Raw genomic sequence first — 14795 nt, 5'->3', positions numbered from 1 at the left:
GTCATTGGTCGTCGGGCGCGCATTTCGAGCGCCCTCAGCCCTTCGCAAGACGCATTGGACTTATGCGCGGCCTTTCAAGTCACGGCCGCCGCGCCACCTACACCTAGAGTTGCAGGCACGGGGAACGACCATGGCACGGACGGTTGCGGATCAGATCGTGGACACGCTGGCGGCGGCGGGCGTGGAGCGGATGTGGGGCGTGACGGGCGACAGCCTGAACGCTATCAACGACAGTCTGGAAAAATCGGGCGCGATTGCCTGGATGCATGTGCGCAACGAGGAGGCGGGCGCCTTTGCCGCCGGTGCAGAGGCGCATGCGACTGGCAGGCTCGCCGTCTGTGCCGGGAGTTGCGGGCCGGGCAATCTGCACCTCATCAACGGCCTTTACGACTGCCACCGCAACCGTGTCCCCGTTCTGGCCATCGCGGCGCAGATCCCCTCCACGGAGATCGGCCTGAACTACTTCCAGGAAACGCATCCGACGGAGATTTTCCGGGAATGCAGCCACTTCGTGGAACTGGTGACCGATCCGCGCCAGATGCCGGAAGTGCTCCACCGGGCCATGCGCGCCGCCATCGGGGATCGGGGCGTCGCGGTGATCGTGATCCCGGGAGATATCTGCCTGAAGCCGGCGACAGCTGCGCGCGGCGCAGCTTTTGCGCCACTGGCCCGGCCGACCATCCAGCCGGACGAGGCGAGTTTGCGGCAGCTGGCGCTGCTCCTGAACGCTTCGCCCGCCGTGACGCTCCTGTGTGGCAGCGGTACGGCCGGGGCGCATGATGCGGTCGTGGAGCTGGCGCGGGCGCTGCAGGCGCCGATCGTCCATGCCTATCGCGGCAAGGAGCATATCGAATGGGAGAATGAGTTCGATGTCGGCATGACGGGGCTGATCGGCTTTTCGTCCGGCTACCATGCCATGATGGAATGCGACACGCTCCTGATGCTGGGCACCGATTTTCCCTATCGCAACTTCTATCCGGAAAAGGCGAGCATCGCGCAGGTCGATATCGATCCGCAGGCGCTCGGCCGTCGCGTGCCGCTCGACATCGGCATACAGGCCGATGTGGGTGCGCTCGCCGAACGCCTCCTGCCCATGATCGAGCCCGGCCGTGATCCGCAATTCCTGCGCACCGCACGGGCGCATTACGCCAAGGCGCGCGAGGGTCTCGACGATCTGGCGACGCCCAGCCCGGCGGGCAAGCCGCTGCATCCGCAATATGTCACCCGCATGCTCGACAGGCTGGCCAGTGAAGATGCGATCTTCACGGCCGATGTCGGCACGCCGGCGGTCTGGGCGTGCCGCTACCTGACGATGAACGGCAAGCGGCGGCTCATCGGCTCGTTCAACCATGGCTCCATGGCCAATGCCATGCCGCAGGCCATGGGCGCGCAGGCCGCCTTTCCCGAGCGCCAGGTCATCTCCATGTCCGGCGACGGCGGCTTCACCATGCTGATGGGAGAGGTGCTGACGCTCGCCCAGCACGCCTTGCCGGTGAAGATCATCCTGTTCAATAACGGGCAGCTCGGCTTCGTCGCCATGGAAATGAAGGCGGCAGGATATCTCGACGCCAATACGAGCCTGAAGAATGCCGACTTCGCCGCCCTGGCGGAGGCCGTCGGCATCAAGGGGCTGCGCGTTCGCGATGCGGATGGGCTGGAAGCGGTCCTTGCCGAAGCCCTGGCCCATCCCGGCCCGGTGCTCGTGGACGTGCCCATCGAGCCGCAGGAGCTGATCCTGCCGCCCAAGATCAAGGCGCAGCAGGCGCTCGGCTTCAGCCTCTACGCGCTGCGCGCGGTGATCAGCGGGCGGGGCGACGAGGTCCTGGAACTGGCATCGGCCAATCTCCTGAGGCCCCGCTAGCGCAGAGGTGCGTGCGCCTCAGCGCACGAACTGGTCCACATAGTCGCGCCCAAGCCCGACCTTTTCGTAATGGGCGCGGCACATATCGATCTTGGTGAAGACGTCCTCGTAGCCGATATGGCGATCATCCGCGTCCAGGTAGATCATGCAGCCGGTGATGTTGAAGAAGGTGATCATTTCCGCGACGTCGTCCGGAACGGTCAGGGTGTGAATCTCGCCCGGGGGCTCCATGACATAGGAGCCTTCCTGCGCCACCCAGTCATGTTCCAGATAGTGCCAGCGCCCCTTCAGGACGAAGCCGTGCACCGGATTGGGGTGGAGGTGGCGCGACAGGATGCCCGACTTGCGCACGCGCAAGAGATTGCACCACTGGCCGGCCAGCGTGTTGAGCATCAAGGGCCGGAACCAGACATCCGGCGCCTGGGGAACCCAGACGCGCTCGTCCTCCGGCATGGCGGTCACCACGATCTCCGGCGGGGCCAGGCGGTGGGTGGTCCCCGTCATGTCGCGATAGAAGCCGTTGGTCATTGCGTTTCTCCCTTGTGATCCTGCGGCTCGTACAAGCCGGCGCGCTGCATATTTTCCCGCGTGAAGCCGATCAGGCGCTGCATGGCGAAGCTGGCCTCTGACGGTTTGCGGGTGGCGATCGCCTCCAGCACCTCGGCATGCCGGAACAGATTGTCGCGAAAGCCGCCAATATGGTCCACCGCCTCGCGGAACAGGATATCCAGCATGGCGCCGACGGCCGCATCGAAGGCCCGCAGGACCGGATTGCCCGTCGCTTCCAATATGGCGAGGTGGAATGCCTTGTCGGCCCGGATGGCGGCCTGTCGGTCACCTTCCGTCGCGGCGGACTGCATGGCTGCGAAAGCCGTGCGCAGCCGCTGCAGATCCTGCGGCCCGGCGCGCTCGGCCGCCAGGGCCGCCGCCTGTGGTTCGATCAGGTAGCGGACCTCGTCGATCGCGCCAAAGAGGGGGCGGTGGGCGCCGCCGCAGACCATCCAGCCGAGCACGGCCGGATCGAGCAGGCTCCAGCGCTCCATCGGGTTGACGACGGTGCCCGTGCGCGGGCCGACGCGCAGAAGGCCCTTGGCCGCCAGCGTCTTGACCGCCTCCCGCACGACGGAGCGGCTGGCCTGGTGCAGGAGGCCGAGTTCGGGTTCGGCCGGCAGGGGCTCGCCCTGGCGGTAGACCCCGCCGGCGACATCCCGGCCGAGCCGGTCGACCAATGCCGGCAGCTTGCCGCGGCCGGTCGCGTCCCGCAATTGATCTGACGTTTCCTGCTGCATGAAGCCTGTTATCCCTGGATCAGGGGTGTCGCACTGTCTAAACATAAGATGTTTGCTGAGGAAAGAGCAGGGGGTTTTCCATGGATCTGCACATCACCGGCCGCAGCGCCATCGTCTGCGCGTCCAGCCGGGGGCTGGGTCTCGCCTGTGCCACGGCGCTGGCGCGGGAGGGCGTGCGGCTCGTCATGAATGGGCGCGATCGCGCGCGGCTCGACGAGGCCGCCCGGCACATCGCGGACGAGACCGGCGTCGACGTCGTGACCGTGGCCGGCAGCATGGACGATGCCGGGCTGCGGGCCGAGCTCGTCGCCGAGGCCGGAACGGTGGATATCCTCGTCAACAACAATGGCGGGCCGCCGCTGCGGGATTTCCGCTCCGTCGACAGGGAAGCCCTCCTCAGCGCGCTGGAAGCGAACATGATCGCCCCCATCGACATGGTGCGCCGGGTGATCGACGGGATGGTGGAGCGCCGCTTCGGCCGGATCGTCAACATCACCTCATCCTCGGTGAAGATGCCGCTGCCCATGCTCGACATGTCCAGCGGTGCGCGGGCGGGCCTGACCGGCTATCTCGGCGGAGTGGCGCGGCAGGTGGCGCGCGACAATGTGACGATCAACTTCCTTCTGCCCGGCTCCTTCGAGACCGACCGCCTGACCGGGTCCTTCACGCGGGAAGGGGCGAGCCGCGGGATCGATCCGGCCGAACTGGCACAGGCCCGCCGGGACGAGATCCCGGCCGCCCGTTTCGGCCAGCCGGCCGAATTCGGCGCAGCCTGCGCCTTTCTCTGCGCGGCGACGTCGGGCTACGTGACCGGCCAGAGCCTCCTGATCGACGGCGGCGCCTATCCCGGCATCCTGTGACGCGGGGTGTGCCAGGACGCGTTGACGCTGGCATCCGATGGCGTTGAAACTGCCATCGGCGGATGGGCGGGCAGTCGGGAGGAACGATCGAATGCGCAATGGTGGTGAACTCCTGGTCCAGTGCCTCATCGGCCTGGGCGCGACGCGGGGCTTCGGCGTGCCCGGCGAAAGCTACCTGGCGGTGCTCGACGCGCTGCATGACACGGTCGGGCGGCTGGACTTCACCCTGTGCCGGAACGAGGGCGGGGCGGCCTTCATGGCCGCGGCCTGGGGCAAGCTGACCGGGCAGCCGGGCCTGTGCTTCGTTACCCGGGGGCCGGGCGTGACCAATGCGTCGATCGGCATCCACACGGCCATGCAGGATTCTGCGCCCATGCTCGTCTTCGTCGGGCAGGTGGGCACGGACATGCGTGGCCGCGAGGCTTTCCAGGAGATCGATTATCGCGCCGTCTTCGGCACCATGGCCAAATGGGTGGTCGAGATCGACGATGTCGCCCGCCTGCCGGAACTCGTCGGACGGGCCTATGCCACCGCGATGACGGGCCGGCCGGGGCCGGTGGTGATCGCCCTGCCGGAAGACATGCTGACCGCCCGCACCGATGTGGCGCCCCTGGCCCGTGCGCCGCGCATCGCGGAGCCGGCGCCCGATCCGCAGGCCCTTCGGGACAGCCTCGACATGCTGCGCAGCGCGGAGCGCCCGTTGATCATCCTGGGCGGCTGCAACTGGAGCGCGGCCGGCCGGGCCGCCCTGCAGGCCTTTGCGGAAGCATCGGACATTCCCGTCGTCGCCGCCTTCCGCTACCAGGACCAGTTCGACAATAACTCCGACGTCTATGCCGGAGAGGCCGGCGTGGGCATGCCCCCCCATGTGCGGGCCCTGATCCGCGATGCCGACGCGATCCTGGCGGTCAACATCCGCTTCGGCGAGATGACGACGGATGGCTATACCCTGCTCGCGGTGCCTGTCCCCGCGCAGCGGTTGATCCATGTCCACGCCTCGGACCGGGAGATCGGGAAAATCTACCAGCCGACGATCGGCATACAGGCCGGGCCGAACGCATTCGCAGCGAGCCTGCGGCCCGTGGCGGGGCCCTGGGCGCAATGGCGCCGGGATGCCCGTGCCGCCTTCCAGGCCGCCTTCGACGCGCCTGCCCAACCGTCCCCGGTGGATATGGTCGCCGTCACCGCGCATCTGCGTGCGGTGTTGCCGCCGGATGTCATCCTGACCAACGGGGCCGGCAACTTCACGGTCTGGCCGAATAAGTTCTTCAAGTTCGGCAAGGGGGCGCGGCTGCTCGCGCCGCAAGCCGGGGCCATGGGCTACGGCCTGCCGGCCGCCATCGCCGCGCGGCTCGCCTGCCCGGACCGCATGGTCGTCTGCTTTGCCGGCGACGGCGATGTGCAGATGACATGCCAGGAACTCGGAACCGCCATGCAGGCCAAGGCACAACCGATCGTGCTGATCCTCAACAATGGCATTTACGGCACGATCCGGGCGCATCAGGAACGGCACTATCCCGGCCGCGTCAGTGGCACGACCATGGTCAATCCCGACTTCTGCCTTCTGGCGAAAGCCTATGGGTTCCACGCCGAGCGCGTCGAGCGCACGCAGGATTTTCCCGCCGCCTTCGCCCGGGCTACCGCCTCGACAACCGGCGCCGTCCTGGACCTTGCCATCGCGGCCGAGGCGCTGACGCCCCGCCAGACGCTGACCCAAATGCGGGAGGCGGCGCTCGCCCGGCAGCGCGCCGATGGTGGAACGCAATAAAATTGCTCAATCTATCGTGAGAATGGACAATTCCTTTCTGGTGGCTCCGCCGGTCGCCAGCCTATCCTTGCTTCATGGAACGCGATGAGGTGACGATGAGCGGCAGGCCACAGGGCGGAGCGAAACGCGGAGAGTTGGCCCTGGCGCGCCTTGGCGCCGGTCTGTCGATCGTGATCGTGCTGGCGGCGATCCTGGGTGTCGGACCTTTCGCCGGAACGTCGGACCATCTTCCCCGGCCGGATCTCGTCTCCGCTCTGCGATGACGGCAGGCATCGACTTCCCGAACCGGCAGGAACGGCCCTCGGGGCGTGGTTTTTTCAGACGGGTCAGTCTACATAGTGGCTGGACAACCTCGTCCGCCATGCCGTGGAGACCCGACAGCAGCCATGTTGACGATGAAAGGCAAGTATGGCCTGAAGGCCATGTTGCACCTTGCGAACATGCCCGACGGAGAACGTGCGCTGTCGGAAGAGATCGCCAGGGCGAACAATATTTCCAAGAAGTTCCTGGATACCATTCTGGCCGATCTGCGGATGGCCGGCATGGTGCATGCGCGCAAGGGCCGCGGCGGCGGCTATGTGCTCAGCCGCGCTCCGGACGACATTCGGATCGGCCACATATTGCGTGTGCTGGAAGGGCCGCTGGCGCCCATATCCTGCGCCAGCCGCACGGCCTACCGCCGCTGCGACGACTGCCGGGACGAAAAGACCTGTGCGGTGCGCCGGATCATGCTGGAGGTCCGCAATGCCATTTCGGCCGTCCTGGACGAGAAGAGCCTGGGCGACGTTCTGAACGCGGCCGAGCACGAGGATGCCGGCCTGAAGGAAATCATGGCGAGCCTCTAGCCGCCGCTTCGCCATGCGGGGTACCGTCCTGAACGCCGGCTCTATTCTCATCGTCGGCGGCGGCGCCAGTGGCGCCATCCTGGCGGCGCATCTGTTACGCTTCGGCGATGCTCGGCTGCGCGTGACGATCCTGGAGCGCCGCAGCGTGGTGGGCGCCGGCATCGCCTATTCGACCGACGAGCCCGACCACCTTCTCAACACGCGCGCCAGCGGCATGAGCGCCTGGCCGGACGATCCGGACCATTTCTGGCGCTGGCTGCAGGCGGATGACCGGGGCGCCGGTGTCGATTGCCGCGATCCCTTCTGCTTCGTGCCGCGCCGCGTCTACCGCGCTTATCTGAGTGATGTCCTGGCCCCCTTTCTGAGTGCCGATGGCACGGGGCGCCTGCGCATCGTCGAGGGCGAATGCGTCGACCTTGCGCAGATGCGGGGCGGCGTGGCGGTGGAACTGGCCGACGGGCGCACCGAACTGGCGGGCGTGGTCGTTCTGGCCACGGGACATGCCGAGCCGGAGGCGACGGATGCCACCGGCATTGTCGGCCCATGGGAAGACAGCCGCGCAGCGCCGCTCCCGGCGGACGCGCCGGTCGCTATTCTGGGAACCGGCCTGTCCATGGTGGACAATGTCGCCAGGCTTCGGCGGACGGGGCACCATGGCCCCATCACCGCCCTTTCCCGGCGCGGGCTTCTGCCGCTTGTCCATGCGCGGGCCTCGACCCCCTTCCGGCTGGATGCGGCCGATATCCCCTTCGGGACGAGCGTCGCCTATCTGACACGCTGGCTGCGTGGCGCGGCGCGATGGCACGGCGGAAATGGCGGGGACTGGCGCGATCTGATGGATGCCGTCCGGCCGCACACGCAGGCGATCTGGCAGTCCATGTCCATCGACAGCCGGGCGCGCTTCCTGCGGCACGCCCGCACCTTCTGGGAAATCCACCGCCACCGCATGGCGCCGCAGGCGGCCGAGGGCATTGCGCAGAGCCTGTCGGACGGACAGTTGCGGGTGCTGGCCGGGCGGGTGGTCGACAAGCGACAGGAGGGTGACACGATCCATCTGGCGCTGCGCCTGCGCGGCGGGGAGGCGAGCGCGCTTGCGGTGCGGCGGGTGATCGACTGCACGGGGATTTTGCGCGACCCGCTTTCGGGGCGCAACCATCTGATGGCCCGGCTCGTGGAGGCAGGGGAGGCGCGGCTCGATCCGCTTCGGATCGGCATCGAGACGGATGCCTTCGGCGCGCTCGTCGACCGGCGGGGCGCTGCCTCGCGGCGGCTCCTGGCCGTCGGACCCGTCACACGGGCGCTGTTCTGGGAAGTGACCGCCATTCCGGACATCCGGCTGCAATGCGCGGCCCTGGCTCGGCGGTTGATCCAGGAGGCCGGACGCACGGGCTGAGCCGTGCGCCCGGTGATTGGAGTGGAAGGCCGGGCAGACGGCTCAAGCCGTCCGCCCGACAATTGCAGCAGAAGGCCGAGCGGACGGCTCAAGCCGTCCGGTCGGCGGGCCCGTCAGGACCGTGGTTCTTTCAGCCGCGTCAGGACGGCGAAGGACAGGATGGCCGACAGAAGCATGAAGCCGCCGACGATCGTCATCGGAACGCCGTAGCCGCCGGTCGCGTCCTTGACCGCGCCGGTGATGTAGGGCGCTGCGAAGCCGGCAATGTTGCCCATCGTGTTGATGAGGGCGATGCCCGCCGCGGCAGCCGCCCCGGTGAGGAAGCGGGCCGGGAAGGACCAGAAGTTCGGAAGGGCCGAGAAGATCGCCGAGGCCGTGATGGTGATGACGATGATCGTCAGCGTCGGTGTCGGCATGATCAGCGCCAGAGGGATGGAGATGGCGCCGACAAGGGCCGGGATGCCGATATGCCAGGGGCGCACCCCGCGCCGCGATGCATCACGGCTCCACAGGATGAGCGCGACGGCCGCCGGCAGATAGGGGATGGCGGTGATGACCCCGCGCTCCATGATGGTGAACTTGGTTCCGAACTCCGCCTCGAAGCCGCCGATAATGGTCGGAAGGAAGAAGCCCAGCGCGTAGAGCCCGTAGACGAAGCCGAAATAGATCAGCGACAGAAGCCAAACCCGACCGCTCATCAGCGCCTGGGCGGAGCCACGGCCGTGGCTGGCCGCCTTGACCTTGTCTTCCCGCGAGAGTTCGCCGTTGAGCCAGTCGCGTTCGTCCCTGGTCAGCCACTTCGCATCGTCGGGACGATCCGGCAGGTAGAAGAAGGTGATGATGCCGACGATGATCGCCGGTACGGACACGCCGAAAAACATGATCCGCCAGCCTTCCAGTCCGAAGGCGCCATGCGCCTGGATCAGCGCGGAGGCGATCGGCGCGCCGATGACCGTCGTCAACGGCTGGGCGACGTAGAAGACCGCCAGGACCTTGGCCCTGTGGCGTGCCGGGACCCAGAGCGACAGGAACAGGATCGCGCCGGGGAAGAAGCCTGCCTCGGCGATGCCCAGGAGGAAGCGCAGCCAGTAGAGCTGCGTTGCCGTCTCCACCCAGGTGAAGAGCAGCGATACGATGCCCCATGTCACCATGATCCGGGCGAGCCAGCGGCGCGCGCCGAACTTGTGCAGGGCAAGGTTGCTGGGAATCTCCAGGACAATGTAGCCGATGAAGAAGATGCCCGCGGCAAAGCCGAACTGGGCCGCCGTCAGGCCGAGATCGGCCGTCATTCCGTTCGGACCGGCAAAGCCGATGGCCGTCCGGTCCAGGAAGTTGATGAAGAACATCAGCCCGAGAAAAGGCACGAGGCGCCAGGTGATCTTGCGGATCGCCGACGTCTCCACCGAGGGAGAGGCTTGCATGAGAGTAAACCTTAGAGGGTGAAAAACAATCGTCCGGGGAATGTGCCGGGCCGAGGGGCCCGGCCTGGCCTCGATGCGTCAACCGCCGTCGCGGATGCGCACGAAGTAGTCGTCGCCGCCCACCTGGCCGCCCTTCAGCGCGATCTGCAGCCCGTCGAAGGCGGCATCGTCGCTGAAGGCCGTGGATAGGGGGGAGCCGGGAGAGTCGGGAATGGGGTAGCGCGCGGTCAGCGCGAAGACGGAGAGCTGGCGCAGCGCATGGCTGGACGTATCGCCACCGGCGATGACCGCGCGTGACAGGCCCGCCCGCCGCACCAGATCGGCCTGCAACCGGCCGAGGCCGCGGCCGATGGCGTGCCGCGCACCGGGCGCTTCGGCAATCTCGGCGCCCAAATCGCTGTCCGGCCCGAGGGCCGTGTAGACGATGGGGCTGCCGCCGGCCTCCAGGGCGCGGGCGGCCCTGTCGCGCACGGCCGCGTAGCCGGCCTCGTCGCCCTGGACCAGGAGGCGCGGATCCATGGCGATGGCGTCGAAGCCATGATCCTGCGCATAGGCGATCTGCCGCGCAGTGGTGGGCGAGCAGCTTCCCGACACCACGGCCAGGCGGTCCACCGCTTCGAGCGGCGGGAAGCTGGCGGAACCGGGGATGATGCCCTCCGCCGTCCAGGCATGGGCAAGCGCGTATTCGACGCCGGACGAGCCGACGACGAACCGGCTTCCCGCCGCCGCGAGCCGGCCGAGGGCCCGGCCGGCCGCGGCCTGGCCCGGCAGATCGAGCACGTCGATCAGGATGGCGCCCGGCCCTGCGTCGCGCGCCGCATCCGTGGCTGCGGCGGCATCGGCGCCCGTCAGCGTCAGATGATCGAGGAGCGTGATGGACAGTTGCGTCTGCTTGGCAAGATGGCGGACGAGATCGGCCTCGTCCATCGGCGTCACGGGGTGGCGGCTCATGACCGGGTGGCGGTCGATGCGATAGATTTCGCCCCGATAGGCGGCAAAGAGCGTGCCGAAGGCCGTGAAGCGCTTGAGCTGCGGCGCGCCGACCAGGACGGGCACGGGCTGGTCCCCGAAGGCGGCGCGGCCGAGTTCCAGCGCGCGGCCGATGCTGCCGACATGCGGCGCGGAATCGAAGGTGGAGCACACTTTGTAATGGCTGATCTGGGCACTCTCCGCCGCCATGGCGGCGAAGATGGGCGGCAGGTGCTCATCCATCCATTCCGGCGTTTCGCTGCGGCTCGTGCCGGCGATGCCGAGGGCGCGGACGCCCGGAAAGCGGGCGCGCTGCTCGTCGGAAGGAATGTCGAGGAACAGGACGGCGTCCACGCCGCGCAAAGCGAGCGCCTCCATCACGTCGGTCGAGCCGGTGAGGTCGTCGCCATACCAGGTGAGAAGCAGGGGTTGGGTCATGAGGATCGGGTTCCTTGCGGCATCAGGCGCCCTTGCCGGTGCCGAACTTGGCGATGGCCGCCGCCAGTTCGGGATGGTGGCGCGCATGAAGATCGAGGGGGATGCCGGCCGTGGCGGCCTCCCACGCCTGCTGAACGGCCCGCACGCCGGCCGCCGGTCCGCCCGGATGGCTGACCACGCCGCCGCCGCACAGGTAGAGAAGGTCCGTCGTGGCCACCGCGGCGAAGGTCGCCGGGGCCTGGCCGCCCCATTGGCCCGAACAGACCACGGGCATGGGCCGGTCTTCAGCCGTAAAGAGCGGCTCGCGCAGCGCGCGGAAGGAGCGGACGAAGGATTCGTCGGGCTCCCAGTACTTCGCCCCGATGCCGTTGATCTGGAACTGGTCGACCCCCAGAAGGCGCCAGAAGATCTCGTAGACCGGGAAGTCCATGCCGAGCCCGGCATGCCGGGTGAGAATGTCCCAGCCATTGCGGTGGCCGTGCAGGACCAGCCTGGAGCGCCGTCGCAGGAAGGCCATGGCGCCCATGCCGATGGAGTTGATGTTGACGACGGCCGCGTTGCCGCCCGCCGCAACCACCAGATCGTGGTTGCGCATCATCTCGTCCGGATCGGTGGCCGTGATGCCGAAGGCGTACATCACCTTCTTTCCGGTCTTCTGCTCATGGTCGAGGATGACCGGCATGATCGCCGCCACGCGCTCGGCCAGGGGCGCGTAGGCGGGGCTCATCAGCTTTTCGTCGTCCTTGATGAAGTCGACGCCAGCCTCCACCAGCTCCTTCACCAGCGCGGCCGTCTCGTGCGGCCGCAGGCCCAGCGCCGGCTTGACGATGGTGCCGACGATGGGGCGCCCTTCGACGCCGGTCAGGCGCCGGCTGCCCGCAATGCCGAATTGCGGGCCGGGCCAGGCTGCGCCGAAGGCGGCCGGCAGGCGCATCCCGGTGATCCGCACGCCGCTCAGACCCTTGATCGAATAGACGCCGCCGATCGCGATCGTCATCAGGGCGGCAAGATCGGTTCCCACCGCCTCGATCGGGAAGGCGATCTCGGCTTCACCCCGGTTGAAGAGCGTGGGCGTGGCAAGATCGGCATGGCTGCGGCCGAAGGAGGGCTCGGTCACCGGGTCGAGCATGCGCAGCCCGATCACCTCTGCGGCGACGCGGGCCTTCAACTCCGGCGTCTCGCCCGGCAGGGCCACGAAGGTTCCGGTCGACTGATCGCTGGCGATCTTGCGCGCAAGCGCTTCGACGCCTCCCGGCGTTTCGATGAGATAGGTCAGGACGATCCTATCGGACATCCGGTATATCCTTCCTGTGCTGATTGCGTCTGGAGCGATTCCATGATGGTGTCGCTAATGGTATACTGACCATACCAGTCGCCCGATCATCGCCGTTCCCATCCGCAGGACAATGCCCATGGCCAAGCCGCTCGAGCCGATCATTCGACGGAAGCTCTCCGAGGAAGTGTTCGACCGGCTGAAGGCGATGATCGTGTCGGGCGAACTCGTTCCCGGGGACGCCATGCCAGCCGAGCGGGAGCTGATGGCCCGGTTCGGCGTGGGGCGTCCGGCCGTGCGGGAGGCCATGCAATCCCTTGCGGGCATGGGGCTCATCGCCATCAACCATGGCGAGCGCGCGCGTGTCCTGGCGCTGACGCCGGAATCGGTCGTCCAGCAGGTGAACCGCGCGGCCGAGATCATGCTGTCGACCTCGCCCGAGGCGCTGGATCATCTGAAGGAGGCGCGGATCCTGTTCGAGCGGGGCGTCGTCCGGCAGGCGGCCGAGCGCGCCACGCCGGCCGACGTGGACGCGCTCCGGACGCTGCTCGACCTGCAGCGCGCGGCGCTCGGCACGCCCGAAAACTTCGTGGCCGCCGACATGCGGTTCCACAACCGCATTGCGGCGATCTGCGGCAACCCGATCCTCAGTGCCGTATCGCAGTCCATGCTGGGCTGGCTGAAGCAGTACCACACCGAGCTTCTGCTCTGGTCCGGCAAGGAGAACGTCACGCTGGCCGAGCATGCGGAGATCCTGGAGGCGATTGCCGCAGGCAAGCCGGAAGCGGCCGAGGCCGCCATGGTGCTGCACCTGGAGCGCGCCCGCGGGCTCTACGTCCACCAGACGGCCTGACGATCCTGCCGCGCCCGCATCACCCATGCGCGCGGCCCGTCAGCCAGGCCGTCGCATAGGGCGGCAGGGACAAGGGGGCCGAGCCGTCCTGCCCATCCCACACATGCGTCTGCGGCAGGGTAACCGATTGGTCCTGCGCCGTCAGATTGGCCAGGAGGAGCGTTACCGAACCATCGGGCTGGCCGGCCGCGATGCCGTCCACCCGGCCTTGCGCATCGCTGGCGAGCGACAGGCGCGGTAGACCCGCAAGCGCCGCCAGGCGTGTGACGATGGCGTGGGCCGGCGTCGGCGCGCCATCCGGCAGGACGATGCCGCGCGGGCCGGCGAACTCGCCCGCGATCCATGACTGGAGTTGCGTGCGCGCCAAACGCGCCGCATAGCCGACCAGCCAGGCGGCGCCGAACAGGCCGCGTGCCCGGGGATCGTCGTCGGCCATCGGAACCCGCACCCCATCGGGATTGGGCATGGTGCGCGACCCGTAGGGGTTCTGCCGCATGCCGATCAGCGTCGGCCCGAGCCGATAGGGCGTATCGGGGCAGAAGCCGCGGGTCGATGCGGTGATGAAGGGAATGGCTTCCAGCGTTTCCATGACGCTGCGATCGTCGGCCGCGTGCACGATGGCGCATGTGGCGTGGGTGACGAAGTCGAGCCGTTCCGTGGGGACGCGCTTGCGGTTCAGCTCGGTGAAGTAGCTGAACATGCCGCCGCCGATCCGGCAGCCGGGAAAGGCACGCTGCGCCCCAGCGTAAAGGCTGTCGAGCGGCGGGCAGGCAGGCCAGGCACTGCCCGGCGGAGTGGACTGGCGGTCGACATCGGCAAGCACGGCCACCGCATCGATGGCAAGGCCAGACTGGGCGACGGCCCTGGCGGCATCCGCAAAGACTGCGTCGAGCGGCAGCGCCGTGGGGACCACGAATTCGAGGACATGTTCGCGCCGCGGCGCTTGAGCGCAGCCTTGCGCATAGGCGCGCAGGGTCTCGACATCGTGGCCGCTGCCCGGATCGTACAGGAAGGACAGGCTTTGCGGCCCGATCTCGGCGATCCGGTCGGCCCAGTCCGGCACTGTCAGCATGGCCGGTGCGAGGGACAGGCCAATGGCCGGCATGCGCGTTCCGTCCGCTGCCCCGAGCGTCAGGGCAATGCTGTCCGGGGTGAGGCGCGGCGCCACGGGCGCGGTCTCGCGGATGGTCAGGGTGATGCACTGCCGCTGCGTGCGGCCGGATTCGAGGCGATAGGGCCAGGGCCGGGCAAGAGGGCGCACATAGGTCTTGAAGGAGGCGTCGGTCCAGGCGCGCTGGTCCTCCATCTCGAACGTATCGCCGTCCATGTGGCAGGTTGCTTCCAGGCCTTCCACCGGCCAGTGGGTCAGCGCACGGATGTCCAGGAAGGGTTGCCAGGGCGCGATGGCGTCCGGGAACCGGGCGGCCTTCGTCGATCCGTCAACATGCGTCACTGTGACGGCCTGTCCGGCGACGCCTTCGATCGGGTGCAGGATGCAGAAGCCCGTCCGGTTGGTTTCGAAATCGCCGCGCGGCGTCGCTTCCACGATGAAGCGCAACCGGCCGTCCGAGGACGCCTCGATCCGCGCCGCAAAACCCAGGCTGGCGCCGTCTGGGGCAACGCAGCCGGCATTGTAGGTGACGGTGAAGCCGTCCGCGCCTTCCTCGACCGACAGGTCGTTCAACGCGGGATCGTAGGTGCCCCAGTCCCTGTCTCGCACGATATAGGCGATGGCGCGCAGGATCTCGTGGCCGCGATAGCGGATGGCCCCCAGATTGCCGCCGGACAGTTCCACGCTGAGCGGGCCCGCCGTGATGCGGCGGGG

At 68.0% G+C, this 14795-nt stretch carries 13 protein-coding genes; 7 read left to right on the top strand and 6 right to left on the bottom strand.

Features of this window, described 5'->3' with window-relative positions; all coding sequences use genetic code 11:
- Window positions 1-130: 130 nt before the first annotated feature.
- Entirely contained in the window at window positions 131-1861 is a 1731-nt protein-coding gene (gene poxB / locus AUL30_RS11615) for a ubiquinone-dependent pyruvate dehydrogenase (protein ID WP_062228062.1), read from the top strand.
- Window positions 1862-1879: 18 nt separating this feature from the next.
- On the opposite strand, the gene AUL30_RS11610 is transcribed toward poxB, so the two are convergent.
- Window positions 1880-2365 (bottom strand): 2,4'-dihydroxyacetophenone dioxygenase family protein, encoded by a 486-nt coding sequence (locus AUL30_RS11610; RefSeq protein WP_157070120.1) that lies wholly within the window; start codon window positions 2363-2365, stop codon window positions 1880-1882.
- A gap of 20 nt (window positions 2366-2385) precedes the next feature.
- The gene (locus AUL30_RS11605) at window positions 2386-3150 is read right to left on the bottom strand and encodes a FadR/GntR family transcriptional regulator (RefSeq protein WP_083507886.1); all 765 of its coding nucleotides are present in this window, start codon (window positions 3148-3150) and stop codon (window positions 2386-2388) included.
- 80 nt (window positions 3151-3230) lie between these two features.
- Between AUL30_RS11605 and AUL30_RS11600 the strand changes: the two genes are divergently transcribed.
- The 5 genes from AUL30_RS11600 (at window position 3231) to AUL30_RS11585 (ending at window position 8016) form a co-directional block, all read left to right on the top strand.
- Complete coding sequence (locus AUL30_RS11600) at window positions 3231-4010, top strand: SDR family oxidoreductase (RefSeq protein WP_062228059.1); 780 nt, start codon at window positions 3231-3233, stop codon at window positions 4008-4010.
- Between the two features lie 91 nt (window positions 4011-4101).
- Window positions 4102-5778 (top strand): thiamine pyrophosphate-dependent enzyme, encoded by a 1677-nt coding sequence (locus AUL30_RS11595; RefSeq protein WP_062228058.1) that lies wholly within the window; start codon window positions 4102-4104, stop codon window positions 5776-5778.
- A gap of 95 nt (window positions 5779-5873) precedes the next feature.
- A complete protein-coding gene (locus AUL30_RS19760) occupies window positions 5874-6041 on the top strand; it encodes a hypothetical protein (RefSeq protein ID WP_157070102.1) in 168 nt (55 codons plus the stop codon).
- Between the two features lie 123 nt (window positions 6042-6164).
- A complete protein-coding gene (locus AUL30_RS11590) occupies window positions 6165-6623 on the top strand; it encodes an RrF2 family transcriptional regulator (protein WP_062228057.1) in 459 nt (152 codons plus the stop codon).
- Window positions 6624-6636: 13 nt separating this feature from the next.
- Window positions 6637-8016, top strand: coding sequence for an FAD/NAD(P)-binding protein (locus AUL30_RS11585; RefSeq protein ID WP_062228056.1), 1380 nt, complete (start codon window positions 6637-6639; stop codon window positions 8014-8016).
- Window positions 8017-8129: 113 nt separating this feature from the next.
- Here AUL30_RS11585 and AUL30_RS11580 read toward each other — a convergent pair whose 3' ends face one another.
- The 3 genes from AUL30_RS11580 to oiaX all read right to left on the bottom strand — a co-directional run bounded on the left by AUL30_RS11580 (window position 8130) and on the right by oiaX (window position 12138).
- On the bottom strand, window positions 8130-9437 hold the full coding sequence (locus AUL30_RS11580; RefSeq protein ID WP_062228055.1) for an MFS transporter: 1308 nt from the start codon (window positions 9435-9437) through the stop codon (window positions 8130-8132).
- Between the two features lie 78 nt (window positions 9438-9515).
- Window positions 9516-10844, bottom strand: a complete 1329-nt coding sequence (locus tag AUL30_RS11575) for a four-carbon acid sugar kinase family protein (RefSeq protein ID WP_062228054.1) — start codon at window positions 10842-10844, stop codon at window positions 9516-9518.
- A gap of 22 nt (window positions 10845-10866) precedes the next feature.
- Window positions 10867-12138 carry a 3-oxo-isoapionate-4-phosphate decarboxylase OiaX gene (oiaX, locus tag AUL30_RS11570; RefSeq protein WP_062228053.1) on the bottom strand — a complete coding sequence of 424 codons (1272 nt, stop codon included), beginning with the start codon at window positions 12136-12138 and terminating at the stop codon, window positions 10867-10869.
- A 118-nt stretch (window positions 12139-12256) separates the two neighbouring features.
- Between oiaX and AUL30_RS11565 the strand changes: the two genes are divergently transcribed.
- Window positions 12257-12970 (top strand): transcriptional regulator NanR, encoded by a 714-nt coding sequence (locus AUL30_RS11565; RefSeq protein WP_062228209.1) that lies wholly within the window; start codon window positions 12257-12259, stop codon window positions 12968-12970.
- Window positions 12971-12989: 19 nt separating this feature from the next.
- Here AUL30_RS11565 and AUL30_RS19950 read toward each other — a convergent pair.
- The coding region (locus AUL30_RS19950) for a hypothetical protein (RefSeq protein WP_192843062.1) at window positions 12990-14795 on the bottom strand (1806 nt) is incomplete at its 5' end.

The sequence above is a fragment of the Aureimonas frigidaquae genome, assembly GCF_001463905.1.
Taxonomy (GTDB): domain Bacteria; phylum Pseudomonadota; class Alphaproteobacteria; order Rhizobiales; family Rhizobiaceae; genus Aureimonas; species Aureimonas frigidaquae.
The sequence above is the reverse complement of the archived record's forward strand: the minus strand, read 5'-3'. Positions and strand labels throughout refer to the sequence as shown.

Excerpts from the sequence above, each read along its gene's own strand:
- poxB (WP_062228062.1), top strand. The coding sequence starts at position 131 with ATGGCACGGACGGTTGCGGATCAGATCGTGGACACGCTGGCGGCGGCG.
- AUL30_RS11610 (WP_157070120.1), bottom strand. The coding sequence starts at position 2,365 with ATGACGGGGACCACCCACCGCCTGGCCCCGCCGGAGATCGTGGTGACC.
- AUL30_RS11605 (WP_083507886.1), bottom strand. The coding sequence starts at position 3,150 with ATGCAGCAGGAAACGTCAGATCAATTGCGGGACGCGACCGGCCGCGGC.
- AUL30_RS11600 (WP_062228059.1), top strand. The coding sequence starts at position 3,231 with ATGGATCTGCACATCACCGGCCGCAGCGCCATCGTCTGCGCGTCCAGC.
- AUL30_RS11595 (WP_062228058.1), top strand. The coding sequence starts at position 4,102 with ATGCGCAATGGTGGTGAACTCCTGGTCCAGTGCCTCATCGGCCTGGGC.
- AUL30_RS19760 (WP_157070102.1), top strand. The coding sequence starts at position 5,874 with ATGAGCGGCAGGCCACAGGGCGGAGCGAAACGCGGAGAGTTGGCCCTG.
- AUL30_RS11590 (WP_062228057.1), top strand. The coding sequence starts at position 6,165 with ATGTTGACGATGAAAGGCAAGTATGGCCTGAAGGCCATGTTGCACCTT.
- AUL30_RS11585 (WP_062228056.1), top strand. The coding sequence starts at position 6,637 with ATGCGGGGTACCGTCCTGAACGCCGGCTCTATTCTCATCGTCGGCGGC.
- AUL30_RS11580 (WP_062228055.1), bottom strand. The coding sequence starts at position 9,437 with ATGCAAGCCTCTCCCTCGGTGGAGACGTCGGCGATCCGCAAGATCACC.
- AUL30_RS11575 (WP_062228054.1), bottom strand. The coding sequence starts at position 10,844 with ATGACCCAACCCCTGCTTCTCACCTGGTATGGCGACGACCTCACCGGC.
- oiaX (WP_062228053.1), bottom strand. The coding sequence starts at position 12,138 with ATGTCCGATAGGATCGTCCTGACCTATCTCATCGAAACGCCGGGAGGC.
- AUL30_RS11565 (WP_062228209.1), top strand. The coding sequence starts at position 12,257 with ATGGCCAAGCCGCTCGAGCCGATCATTCGACGGAAGCTCTCCGAGGAA.